This window comes from Neobacillus soli NBRC 102451 (assembly GCF_001591665.1).
In the GTDB taxonomy this organism is placed as follows: Bacteria; Bacillota; Bacilli; order Bacillales; family Cytobacillaceae; genus Neobacillus; species Neobacillus soli.
Window position 1 is genome coordinate 151,866 of sequence record NZ_BCVI01000036.1, and the last position, 12,000, is coordinate 163,865.

The window sequence follows — 12,000 nt, forward strand, 5'->3', positions numbered from 1 at the left end:
ATATTATCTATTGTAGCCGAGCTTGAAGGAAGAATGAATACTTCCGCCTAAACTTTTTATTTTCTAATCATAAAAAAAAGAAAAAGCCCGGGCATAGGCCCAGGCTTAAAATGGATTACTTTTTAATTAAATCTTCACGTTGTGATTGGTCAATCCACTCTTGAAGCTTATCTTTTAATGTGTTAAATCCTTGTTGTCCATCTGCTTCAGGAATAATCGTTGCAGCTTGGCGTTTACGAGGCTTTTTGGCCTTAGCAGCGGCAGCCTGCTGAACAGGTGCTTCTTCTGTAGCACGGATAGAAAGGCCAATTTTTCCAGCACCTTCATCTACAGATAATACTTTAACTTTAACTTCATCCCCTACTTTAAGGTGATCGTTAATGTCTTTAACATAGCCGTGCGTGATTTCAGATATATGAACAAGACCTTGGGTATTATCGTCCAGCGCGACGAATGCTCCATAGGGTTGAATTCCTGTTACCTTACCTGCTAAAATACTTCCAGTTTCAATCTTTTCTGTCATAAAAACACTCCTAAGTAAATGATTTATATATAATCCCTTATATACGATATACGCATTATAATATTATATCACAAAGAACAGTATTAATCAAAAAAGGTTTTCATTAATTTAATGTGCACCTTCTTTAGAAAACAAATTGCCGGAAAAACTTAACATAATGTTCAAATAAGGAAGGAAGAAAAACGAATCTTTCGTGATAAACTAATAGTAAGAAAATCCTTTTTTTATTCGGAGGTGAACAGGTTGAATACTATCGGCCAAACCATTAAAACAGCCCGGGAAATGCTGAACATGTCTCAAAAAGAGTTGGCGCAAAAGGTCAGAGTTGGAACACAGACGATTGAGAAATACGAATCTGGGGAATCCCTTCCAAGCACTCAGACAATCTTAAAGTTATCGACTGTTCTAGATATTTCTGCTTCTGAGTTAATAGAGCACAGCAAGTTCTTACAGACCCCACACCCATGAATAATGATAAAAAAGCGGCAATAGACCGCTTTTTTTTCCTTTCAGACAGTATAAAGGGAGGGAAAGCTGGAAAGACTTAACACATAAGCTTTTCTAGTATTTCCCCCCTTTTTGAAGTGGACGACCATGAATGGTTGTCCGCCTTTTTTTTATGGAAAAGGGGCGGAGCGGCGCAAAAAGCAAGTTAAGTAGAAAATATACGTTTTTCGCTATGAATGGGGAAGCCTTGCTCTGCTCACACCGCCTTTATTAGGTGACTAGGGCTAGTTCTCTGAATTTATTTCCATGGTAGATGGTGGCGTGGAACGCCATATTGGTTTTATATCGAACAGGACTCGTTCGTTTTGATTGCTAGTAATTCTTCTGCTATTTTTAAACAGCTTTCCATTGGAATAAGCTTTTCAAATGAAAATTCATAAATGGTTTGGATTCTTTGGGCCAGCAATGATGAATCATTTAGTTCATGGACCGCTTGAATCGTATCAGCAATTTCCGTTTCATAACCACCGTTTTTCAATTGAAATGGATCCCATTCATTTAATAAATCCACATACTGCAAATTGGTACGAATCTCTTTTCTCATATTTTTTTCTCCTGTTAGTCTTCATTTGATGAGAGTATTTTATCATAAGAGTTGTGATGTTACACAATTGAAGGAGAATATGTCATTTATATAAGGGAGTTGCGGGAATTTCCAAATATTATCCAAGAAATGTCGTAAGTTTCGATAAATTTGTAGTATATACCTGAAATGATGTCATAAGTGTCCAAAAATGTGTCATAAGCACCCGAAATTATGTAGTAAATGAAGCAAATAACGACATAATGGATTTCTTCATGGACTTTTCGGGGATGGAATCTGCGGAAACAATCAAGAAGAGGGCTTCTACTTCAACATTCAAGCTCAAAACTTTTGGAAACATCCACGTAGACGCGCTCTACTTCAACTTTCTAGCTCAAAATCTTGGGAAACGTCGAAGTAGATGAGTTCCCCTTCTGTTTTTTTCCCTTCCGGACACAATTAATTATTTATTCATTAAACAAACCTTGAAATAACAATGAAAATGCACACAACATTTCAAGTTTATGAATGTCATGTGCATTGGATTGTTATTTATTATTTAAGCACATATTCCGCGAGAACGCTTTGTAGTCCATAGATGTTTAAACTCTTGTTAAATTGCTTCTGCACTGGCAAGGCGGTCCCCGAAATCCAAATCTTTAGTTCTGCCTCTAAATCGAAGTGGCAGCCGTGGTACTCACGTCTGGCTTGTTTTTTATTTCTCCAGCCAATTGGTGTGGAAGGTTCCTTCACGGTCCACTCTTTGGTACGTATGGGCACCGAAATAATCTCGTTGGGCTTGCAGTAAATTGGCAGGAAGATTCTCCGAGCGGTAGCTGTCATAATAGGCCAGTGCACTGGAAAGCCCCGGAACTGGTATTCCTGCCTTAATCGCAATCGAAACCACTTCTCTAGCTGCATCCTGATAGTCAGCCACAATCGATTTGAAATAGGAATCCATTAATAAATTATCTAAATTTGGATCACGGTCATAGGCATCTTTAATATTTTGCAGGAAGGCAGCACGGATAATACAGCCCCCGCGAAAAATCATCGCAATTTCCCCAGGCTTTAAGTTCCAATCATACTCTGCGGAAGCTGCCTTTAGCTGGGCGAAACCTTGCGCATAGGAGATGATCTTGCTTAAGTACAAGGTTTTACGAATGAGCTCGATAAAATCCTTTTTGCTGCCGATAAATTTATTGGTGGATGGACCGGGTAAAACCTTACTTGCCTTAACGCGCTCATCCTTCATTGCCGAAAGGAAACGGGCAAAGACGGATTCGGTAATAATTGAAAGGGGAACCCCTAGGTCAAGTGAACTCTGACTTGTCCACTTTCCAGTTCCTTTTTGTCCGGCTGTATCCAAAATAACATCCACTAAAGGTTTCCCTGTTTCCGGATCTATTTTTGTAAAAATATCAGCGGTGATTTCAATCAAGTAGCTATCAAGCTCGCCTTCATTCCAGCCCTTAAACACCTCATGAAACTCCGTTGCGGACAAACCAAGCAGTGTTTTCATTAAATGATAGGACTCACATATTAACTGGATATCACTATATTCAATACCGTTATGTACCATTTTTACATAATGACCAGCACCATTTGGACCAATATACGTGCAGCATGGTTCCCCATTTACTTTCGCTGAGATTTCCGTTAACAACGGGGCGACTGCCTCATAAGCTTCTATTTGCCCGCTTGGCATGATTGCAGGACCTTTTAGGGCACCTTCTTCTCCGCCGGAAACGCCCGCACCAATAAATAGAATGCCTTTTTCAGCAAGGTCCTTATTTCTGCGAATCGTATCTTGATAAAAGCTGTTTCCTCCATCAATGAGGATATCACCTTTGTCTAAATGCTGCAGCAGCGATTCAATCGCCTTATCCGTTATTACCCCGGCATTGACCATTAATAAAATTTTCCGCGGGCTTTCTAACGATTGAACGAATTCTTCAATCTTCGTTGTACCCACTATTTTTTTTCCTTTATTATGTTCGAGGATTTCATTAACTTTCTCGGCGGAAAGGTCATAGACAGCTACCGGGAAGCCTTTACTTTCAAAATTTAATGCCAGACTCCTCCCCATTACTCCTACACCCACTACACCGACTTGTTGTTTTTCCAATTTGAATCATCCCTTCTAGGTGTTTAAAAAAGTTCATTAAGCTTTATTATAAATGAAAGGTAATTTCTCACAACTTTTATACTTAAAAAGATGTTACAAACATAGTCTTAAAAAAAACACACCTTTTTATGAAAAAAGTGTGTGAAGATTATTATTAATATTAAGGCAAGCTAATCATTAAGTTCCTGCTTTACCTTTTGATAGATTAGCATTTTTATATTGCCCTGGAGTCATCCCCGAAAACTTTTTGAAGAGAACGGTGTAGTAGCTTTGATTGCAGTACCCAAACATTTGCGCAATTTCACTAAGCCGCGAATTTGTGTGAAGAAGAAAATACTTGGAGTCTTCAATTTTTTTGCGATTTATGTATTCCGGGATAATCATTCCCACTGATAATTTAAAAATCCTTGAAAGGTAGCCGGGGTGGACACCCGCAAATTCTGCCATTTTTTCTAAGGTGATCTCATGTAAGATTTCCTGATGAATGTATGTAATTGCTCGATTTACCACATGGTTATATTCTAATCGTTCAGCTGATTTTAATGTATCAATGAAACATGAAACCATTTCATACTCAAGTGCTTTCAAGTCAGCAAAGGTATTTGTTTTTTCAATTTGCCGAATCATAACATCGCTTAAACTGAAAGCATCCTCAGGCAACGCCCCGCCTTTAATAATGGCACGTGTAAATAATGTGCAGGAGCAAATAAGCGAATTCTTTATCGACCGAATGGGTTCGGCTGCGAGCTTCGCTCTTTCCAAACTATTAATTTGGTCAAGGACCTCTTTGGCCTCTTCTTGATCACAACGAATAATAGCATCCATTAGTTGCTGCTCTAATGCAAAGGAAGGATGATAGTAAAAGTTTCGGATATTTTCAGCCCGTGTTTCAAAGAAATACTTATTATTGTTATTTTTCATTTCCATCCACATTTCACCTTAAAAAAATGTTAAAAATATCATTTTTTTAATATCATTGTAATTTTTTAGTCTATAGAATTCAAGTATAAACCTTAAAGGGGGCTATAAAGAAATGCAGAGAAAAAAATTGTTCACTAAATTGTTAGCGTTTTCCTTTGCGGCAAGCATCGCATTAACTGGATGCAGCAGTGATGCCAGCACCGAAAAAACGAAACCGGCAGACAAGGACAAAGCTAGCGAAAAGCAAATTGTAGTTAAGTTCGCAGCCCAAAATGACAATACTCCTGCAACGCAAAAGTTGATTGACGCCTTCAACCAAAAGCAGGCTAAGTACAAAGTCGAGTGGACCCAAATGACCAATGACTCCGCTCAGATGCATGATCAGCTCTTAAATTCTTTATCTAGCGGCTCTTCCGATTACGATGTTCTCTCTATGGACGTTGTTTGGGCCGGTGAATTTGCCGGTGCAGGATATTTAGAACCCCTTGACGTGAACATGAATAAAACTGCCTTAAAAAAGACCGATTTCAATGCTGGCTCGATGGCATCTGGAAATTATAAAGGCAAACAATATACGCTTCCTTTCTTCCCAGACTTAGGTTTACTTTATTTCCGAAAAGACATTGTAAGTGCTGAAGATGCTGCTAAGCTTGAAAGCGGGAGCTACACATATGACGACCTATATAACATGTCAAAAACCTATACTGGAAAAAATAAGACAAAGTACGGATTCGTTTATCAATCCAAGCAGTATGAAGGATTAACCGTTAACGTAACAGAATTCACAAAATCATATGAAAATGTAAAAGCTGGTCTTGAATCCATGTATAAATTTACGCAGGCACCATTCGAGCCTAAGGATCTCTTAAACTATATGGAGGGGGAAACCCATACAAACTTCGAACAAGGGAATGCTGTATTTTCCCGGAACTGGCCCTATGCATTCGGGCGGATTAAAGGAAAAGAAGATGGCGTGACCGTTGCGGTTGATCAAGTCGGAATTGCTCCACTTCCTAACGGCGGTTCTGTTGGCGGATGGTTACTCGGGGTGAATAAAAGCTCGAAACAGCTTGACGGTGCATGGGAATTTATTAATTTTGCCGCTGGGGAAGAAGGTCAAAAAATTATGTCTACCCAAGGTGGATATTTACCTGGATTCAATGCCCTGCTAGATAATGACGAAGTTAAGTCTGCAAATGTCATGCTTAGCTACCCAGGCTTCCAAAAAGCGTTAACAACAACCATTGCCAGACCTGTTTCACCTGAGTATTCCAAAACGTCGGATACGATTCAGGTTCAAGCCCATAAATATTTAAGTTCCGGAGCAGGACTTGATGAAGCTGTCAAAGCAATTGAGGCAGCTGCCAAGGGAGAATAAAAAAGAAAAGCGGAAGCGCCCGTATAGCGGCGTATGGATTGGAGCGCTTTGACTGAGATAAAGGAAACACGGAGAGCGTAAGCGCATCCGTGCTTGACTTATCGTAGGGAAAAGAGCGAAATCCACTAGCCGCTGGGCGCTGGAGCTAGACAGTTATCATCTAAACAATGTTCAAATAGGGCTCTAATTTAAACATTAGAGCCCTTTTCATTCATAGAATGAAAGGTTTTGCTTAAATTAACCCGATAAATTGGACAACAGAGAGGGTGATAATAATGCAGAAGATGGGGTTTAAGGGGTGGCTTTTTGTTCTTCCCACCTTGTTGATCATCGGCATTTTCTCCTTATGGCCAGTGATCCAATCTTTTACCTATACTTTTTTTGATTATCGTCTCAATGACCAGCAAAAAGCTGGATTGTATGTGAGCGAAAGATTTAATGCCTCCCTTTTTAATGAAACGCAAATGTATGTCTCGATGTTTTTGGAAGAAGACTTAGCTAACATAAAAAGTGAAGAAGATCTGAATCAAGTTACCCAGCTAAAGAAAGATTTAATGGCAGCAGATAAACAATTTAACGGTCAAAAAGGTGTCATTAAAATCAGTAAACAAGAAAAGTCAAAAATTGAACATTTGCATAAATCTGCGAAGGAATTGGTACATTCCCTTAATAGTAAGTATGAACTCATTCATAAAGATGATTTGCCAGCTTTAGTGGATGATCTGCAAAATAGTGTGATTCCTTCCAATTTTATTGGCTTAAAGGGTTATAAACAGGTCTTTACCGACAATCGGATTGGTATTGCCCTCCGGAATACGTTCTCTTTCACGGTATTATCCGTCTTTTTTGAACTTGTACTTGGTTTAGGACTTGCCCTTGTATTAAATAAAGCTATGTTTGGCCAGGGAATCGTTCGAACGGCCTCATTAATTCCATGGGCCATTCCAACAGCTGTTGCGGCACTTATGTGGAGCTACCTTTTCAACGGAAGCAGCGGCATCGTCGCCCATTTTTTTGAAGCGGCTGGACTCGTCGATAAATCCCAAAACCTTTTACTCAGCGGGCCCGGGGCTTTTGCATCAACAATACTAGCGGATGTCTGGAAAACGACGCCTTATATGGCATTATTATTGCTGGCCGGCTTGCAAAACATTTCGCACTCCTTATATGAAGCTGCCTCCATCGATGGAGCGGGTAAAGTTAAATCGTTTTTCAAAATAACACTGCCGCTTTTAAAGCCATCCATTTTGGTCGCATTATTATTCCGAACATTAGATGCCTTCCGCGTATTTGATCTCATCTATGTATTAACGGGGGGCGGACCAGGGGGCGAAACGGAAACACTCTCTATTTACGCCTATAAAGTCATGTTTGCTCAAACGAACTTTGGCTATGGATCGATTATTGTAATGTTTATGTTTGTATGTGTCGCCATTATTGCGATTTTGTTTGTGAAATTCTTGGGTGCGAACCTGATGGAAAAAAATTAAGGAGGGATAGCTATGCAGACCTCTAAACGAAATTTATGGATCACCTTTGGGGTGGTCGTTATCTGTTATTTGTTTGCGATGGTATTCCCGTTCTTCTGGGTATTTATCACCTCCTTTAAAACATCTGGTGAGATATTTGGAACGGGGGCCTTCCGTGTTATTCCTGAAAATCCAACCTTTCAAAACTATCTAACCATTCTGTTTGAAAAAGGAATCTTAAACTCGATAAAAAATAGCCTTATTGTTGCAACAACGACAACCATTTATATCATTGTGGTCGCAACCTTTTCTGCCTATGCCATTTCCAGGTTTCATTTTAGGGGAAAGAATATTCTTTTGGGTTTGATACTCGCAGTGTCGATGTTTCCGCAAATGATTATCACTGGCCCTGTTTATAACTTATTTTTACATTTTAAACTATTAAACTCCTTCGCTGTCGTTTTACCTTATTCAACGATTACCTTGCCGATGGCCGTTTGGATTTTAGTCACACATTTCAACCAAATCCCAACTGCGCTGGAAGAATCAGCAAAAATGGATGGCGCCACTACTTTTCAAACATTATCTAAAATCATTTTTCCACTGGCAGCACCAGGCGTATTTACGACTGCCATCATTACCTTTATCGCGTCATGGAATGAATTCCTTTTAACAATCACATTGAACCCTAACCCAGAATATCATACTGTTCCTGTTGCCATTTCCTTCTTAAGAACTCAATTTGAGATCCTTTGGGGACAAGTATCAGCAGCAACAGCGATTGTAACCATCCCAACTCTTATTATCGTCCTCTTATTCCAAAGACAAATTGTCTCCGGGTTAACGAGCGGCGGGGTCAAAGAATAGTTAATATCGAGGTGTACCACATGTCTTGGAAAATAAGTTCCCACAATATGGAGCCTGCTCAAATTTTAGTTGATGAAAGTTTATTTTTCACTGGAAATGGTTATTTAGGTGTACGTGGAAATTTTGAAGAAGGCCTTTCCATAGGTCAACAATCAATCCGCGGCACCTACTTAAATGCCTTTCACGATAGCGTAGCAATTCCCTATGGAGAAAAGCTTTATGCCTTTCCAGATACACAGCAAAAGCTATTAAACGTCATCGATTCCCAATCGATTGAGATTTTCTTCGGGGAAGAACACGAAGAGGAACGATTTTGTTTAGAAGAAGGAGAAGTCCTTTCGTTTGAACGACATTTGCATTTTGATCAAGGCTTTTCTGAGAGAACAATCGAATGGCGATCACCATCTGGGAAGGAAATAAAGCTGACCTTCAAAAGGTTAGTTTCATTTCTCGACAAAGAAGCCTTTCTTCAAAAAATAAAGCTGGAATCTACAAACTTCCAAGGAAGGATTCGGATTGTTTCGAGCGTTAATGGAGATGTAGCTAATTATGTCGACACCGTCGACCCGCGCGTATCCTCAGGCCACGCTAAACTGTTAAAGGTGACCGCTGTGCAGCAATTAGGTGCTGTCTCCTATGTTGAGTGTGAAACGACAAATACGATGCTTAAAACGGCTTGTGCTGCGTCCTATCAGCTGTCGAATTCTTTTAAAAGAAGGAATCACCTTCATGCGAATTCTGTTGTATCTGAGTTTATTTTTCATTTCAGTGGAAAAGCTACTTTCGAAAAGAAAAGTATTTTCGTCGATACATTGCGGCATGGGGAAGGTTTAGCTGTCTCCGCTCTCCAATTACACACAAAGCTAGCTGAAAAAGGGTTCTCTCAATTTTCAATCGAACAGGAAAGCTATCTTAGTGATTTCTGGAGCGATACAGATATTGAAATTCGCGGAGATTCTTCGTTGCAGGAAGGAATTAGATTTAATTTATTTCATCTCTTGCAATCTGCGGGCCAAGACCGTTTTTCCAATATCGCTGCAAAAGGCTTATCTGGAGAAGGCTATGAAGGCCACTATTTTTGGGATACAGAAATCTATATCCTCCCTGTTTTTTTAATGACCCAGCCTGATATAGCGCGAAAGCTTCTTCTTTATCGTTATTCGATTTTGGAGCAAGCCAAACTTCATGCAAAGGATATGGGCCATCGGAAAGGAGCTTTATTTCCTTGGCGGACAATCTCAGGGACAGAATGTTCTTCCTACTTTCCATCAGGGTCGGCTCAGTATCATATAAGTGCGGATATCGCCTACAGTTTTGTCCAGTATTCCCTTGTTAGCGGGGATTCTAATTTTATGAAGGAACACGGTGCGGAGGTCCTTTTTGAGACAGCACGGCTATGGGTGGATACAGGCCATTTTGATGGGGAATCTTTTAAAATTGACGCTATTACCGGGCCCGATGAATACACCTGCATTGTTAACAACAACTACTACACAAATGTGATGGCGAAATACAATTTGATTTGGGCAGTGAAATGTTACCAGCTATTGGACTCTTTAGATGGCGAACAGCTTTCAAACTTGAGCAGGAAGATAAGTTTGACTAAAGATGAGATCCGAACATGGCAGCGTGCAGCCGAGCGGATGTATTTGCCCTATGATCAGAATCTTGATATTAACCCTCAAGATGATACTTTTTTACAAAAGGCCGTATGGGATTTAAACAATACACCGAAAGAAGATTTCCCGCTTCTTTTGCACTATCATCCGCTTACATTATACCGGTACCAGGTCTGCAAACAAGCTGATACCGTCTTGGCACATTTTTTGCTGGAGGATGAGCAAGAATTAACAACCATCAGGAATTCATTCGATTATTACGAAAAAATAACCACACATGATTCTTCTTTATCCTCCTGTGTTTTTAGTATTATGGCATCAAAGCTTGGGCATAAACAAAAAGCCTATGATTATTTTATTGAAACGGCAAGATTGGATTTAGATAATACCCATGGTAATACAAAGGATGGTCTCCACATGGCGAACATGGGCGGCACATGGTTAGCGATTGTCTTTGGTTTTGCTGGACTTCGCATTAAGGAAAGCGGTATTTCCTTTCACCCTGTCTTACCTGACAAATGGGAGGGCTATCGATTCTCTATCCAATGCCGAGGCCGTAAGTTACAGGTTGAAAAAACTGCGGAACAGACCATCATAAAGCTAGTCCGTGGAGAAGGTTTATCAATAAGCGTTTTCGAGCAATCCTACCACCTTGAAAAAGAAAAGGCACTGATCATCATATAAGCAGAAGACCTGCCTTGACGGGAGGTCTTCTGCTTATTAACTATTTTGTTGATTCTAATAAATGCTGCAGCATTTGTTCCCCTGACATCAGCGCTTCGCCTCCGCCCTGGGCAAAGGAGTCGCTTCCACCACCCTTTCCGTTAATAAGCGGAAGAGCATTTGCGATTACCTTTTTCATATTTTCCATTCCCGCTGCCCCTCTCGCACAAACGAGCTGCAAGCGATTTTCATTTTGCGACACAAAGAAAACAATGGCCGTTTCCTCTTCACTAGTGATCAGTCTGGCCAGCTTTTGCAGTTCTTGAATGGTCCGATTTTGAAAAACTTCACCGATGAGTTTTTTCTGTTCACTTTTTTGGAGTAAGTCCTTTGCTTCATATTGAAGCAGCCTTTCCTGAAGTTGCTCAAGTAATTTTTCTGCCATTTTTCCATTCTCAAGAAGGCGCTGGGTCGCTTGTTCCATTTCCTTCTCCGGAGCATTGAGAAGTTTAGTCAATTCAAGCAGGACTTTTTGCTTTTGATCCAGTTGCTTTATAACACGATTTCCGCACACAAATTGAACACGGGTCTTTTTCTTTTGCTTTTCCCAATCTAATATTTTGATGGCGAAGACCTCACCGGTTGCTTTTGGATGTGTCCCGCCGCAGCCGTTATCATCAAAATCTGGAATAATAACAAGTCGAATGTCTTCTTTAACCTTTGTCTCTTTTCTTAGTGAATACTGTGACAATTCTTCTTCTGACACCCATTTCGTTTCAATTGGCCTGTTTTCGAGGATAATCTGGTTGGCAAGCTCCTCTGCTTTCTTAGCTTCTTTTTCCGTGAGGCTTTCTGTTTCCAAATCAATGGTTAGCAGCTCATTTCCTAAATGGAAGCTTACTGTTTTGAAAGCGAATAAATGATCAAAGGCTGCTGATAGGATATGCTGTCCGGCATGCTGCTGCATATGATCAAAACGTCGTTTCCAATTGATTATTCCGGATACTTCCTTTCCTAAATCTTGTAATGGACGATCAAGATAATGACGAATTTCTCCTGCGACTTCTTCTACGTTTACTACTTGTTGATCCTCAATGGTACCTAGATCATGAGGCTGTCCTCCTCCGGTTGGGTAAAAAGCGGTTTGTTTCAAAACAATGTACCAATTTCCAGCCCTATCTTGCTCTTGTTTTACTACTTGTGCCGTAAAAGATTGTATGTAAGCATCTTGATAATAGAGTTTTCCTTCCATGGTTTATAGCACACTCCTATTTAATTTTCACTATAATATATAACCTATTGTCGGGAATTAGGGGAAATAAATCAAGAAAATAGAAAAGCGCAAGCGCCCGTTTAGCGGCGTATGGACTGGAGCGCTTTGACTGAGATAAAGGAAACACGG

The 12,000-nt window shown here is 40.1% G+C and carries 10 protein-coding genes and 1 pseudogene; 5 read left to right on the forward strand and 6 right to left on the reverse strand.

Annotation, left to right across the window (positions count from 1 at the left end; genetic code table 11):
• Positions 1 to 115: 115 nt before the first annotated feature.
• Entirely contained in the window at positions 116 to 523 is a 408-nt protein-coding gene (yugI, locus tag BSO02S_RS13520) for a S1 domain-containing post-transcriptional regulator GSP13 (RefSeq protein ID WP_066067944.1), read from the reverse strand.
• 243 nt (positions 524 to 766) lie between these two features.
• Between yugI and BSO02S_RS13525 the strand changes: the two genes are divergently transcribed.
• A complete protein-coding gene (locus BSO02S_RS13525) occupies positions 767 to 991 on the forward strand; it encodes a helix-turn-helix domain-containing protein (protein WP_066067947.1) in 225 nt (74 codons plus the stop codon).
• A gap of 319 nt (positions 992 to 1,310) precedes the next feature.
• Here BSO02S_RS13525 and BSO02S_RS13530 read toward each other — a convergent pair whose 3' ends face one another.
• The 4 genes and pseudogenes from BSO02S_RS13530 to BSO02S_RS13540 all read right to left on the reverse strand — a co-directional run bounded on the left by BSO02S_RS13530 (position 1,311) and on the right by BSO02S_RS13540 (position 4,608).
• Positions 1,311 to 1,574 (reverse strand): DUF1871 family protein, encoded by a 264-nt coding sequence (locus tag BSO02S_RS13530; RefSeq protein WP_066067950.1) that lies wholly within the window; start codon positions 1,572 to 1,574, stop codon positions 1,311 to 1,313.
• 534 nt (positions 1,575 to 2,108) lie between these two features.
• A pseudogene (locus BSO02S_RS27130) lies at positions 2,109 to 2,234 on the reverse strand (PH domain-containing protein); the annotation flags it as partial.
• Positions 2,235 to 2,268: 34 nt separating this feature from the next.
• The gene (gene gnd, locus BSO02S_RS13535) at positions 2,269 to 3,681 is read right to left on the reverse strand and encodes an NADP-dependent phosphogluconate dehydrogenase (RefSeq protein ID WP_066067955.1); all 1,413 of its coding nucleotides are present in this window, start codon (positions 3,679 to 3,681) and stop codon (positions 2,269 to 2,271) included.
• A gap of 177 nt (positions 3,682 to 3,858) precedes the next feature.
• The gene (locus BSO02S_RS13540; protein ID WP_066067958.1) at positions 3,859 to 4,608 is read right to left on the reverse strand and encodes a helix-turn-helix domain-containing protein; all 750 of its coding nucleotides are present in this window, start codon (positions 4,606 to 4,608) and stop codon (positions 3,859 to 3,861) included.
• 106 nt (positions 4,609 to 4,714) lie between these two features.
• Between BSO02S_RS13540 and BSO02S_RS13545 the strand changes: the two genes are divergently transcribed.
• The 4 genes from BSO02S_RS13545 to BSO02S_RS13560 all read left to right on the forward strand — a co-directional run bounded on the left by BSO02S_RS13545 (position 4,715) and on the right by BSO02S_RS13560 (position 10,619).
• Positions 4,715 to 5,980 (forward strand): extracellular solute-binding protein, encoded by a 1,266-nt coding sequence (locus BSO02S_RS13545; RefSeq protein WP_066067961.1) that lies wholly within the window; start codon positions 4,715 to 4,717, stop codon positions 5,978 to 5,980.
• A 275-nt stretch (positions 5,981 to 6,255) separates the two neighbouring features.
• Entirely contained in the window at positions 6,256 to 7,470 is a 1,215-nt protein-coding gene (locus BSO02S_RS13550; protein ID WP_066067964.1) for a carbohydrate ABC transporter permease, read from the forward strand.
• 12 nt (positions 7,471 to 7,482) lie between these two features.
• Positions 7,483 to 8,316 (forward strand): carbohydrate ABC transporter permease, encoded by an 834-nt coding sequence (locus tag BSO02S_RS13555; protein ID WP_066067967.1) that lies wholly within the window; start codon positions 7,483 to 7,485, stop codon positions 8,314 to 8,316.
• Positions 8,317 to 8,336: 20 nt separating this feature from the next.
• Positions 8,337 to 10,619 carry a glycoside hydrolase family 65 protein gene (locus BSO02S_RS13560; protein ID WP_066067968.1) on the forward strand — a complete coding sequence of 761 codons (2,283 nt, stop codon included), beginning with the start codon at positions 8,337 to 8,339 and terminating at the stop codon, positions 10,617 to 10,619.
• Between the two features lie 40 nt (positions 10,620 to 10,659).
• On the opposite strand, the gene BSO02S_RS13565 is transcribed toward BSO02S_RS13560, so the two are convergent.
• Positions 10,660 to 11,850, reverse strand: a complete 1,191-nt coding sequence (locus BSO02S_RS13565; RefSeq protein ID WP_066067970.1) for an alanyl-tRNA editing protein — start codon at positions 11,848 to 11,850, stop codon at positions 10,660 to 10,662.
• Positions 11,851 to 12,000 lie beyond the last annotated feature (150 nt).

Excerpts from the sequence above, each read along its gene's own strand:
- BSO02S_RS13545 (WP_066067961.1), top strand. The coding sequence starts at position 4,715 with ATGCAGAGAAAAAAATTGTTCACTAAATTGTTAGCGTTTTCCTTTGCG.
- BSO02S_RS13540 (WP_066067958.1), bottom strand. The coding sequence starts at position 4,608 with ATGGAAATGAAAAATAACAATAATAAGTATTTCTTTGAAACACGGGCT.
- BSO02S_RS13565 (WP_066067970.1), bottom strand. The coding sequence starts at position 11,850 with ATGGAAGGAAAACTCTATTATCAAGATGCTTACATACAATCTTTTACG.
- yugI (WP_066067944.1), bottom strand. The coding sequence starts at position 523 with ATGACAGAAAAGATTGAAACTGGAAGTATTTTAGCAGGTAAGGTAACA.
- BSO02S_RS13550 (WP_066067964.1), top strand. The coding sequence starts at position 6,256 with ATGCAGAAGATGGGGTTTAAGGGGTGGCTTTTTGTTCTTCCCACCTTG.
- BSO02S_RS13555 (WP_066067967.1), top strand. The coding sequence starts at position 7,483 with ATGCAGACCTCTAAACGAAATTTATGGATCACCTTTGGGGTGGTCGTT.
- BSO02S_RS13530 (WP_066067950.1), bottom strand. The coding sequence starts at position 1,574 with ATGAGAAAAGAGATTCGTACCAATTTGCAGTATGTGGATTTATTAAAT.
- BSO02S_RS13560 (WP_066067968.1), top strand. The coding sequence starts at position 8,337 with ATGTCTTGGAAAATAAGTTCCCACAATATGGAGCCTGCTCAAATTTTA.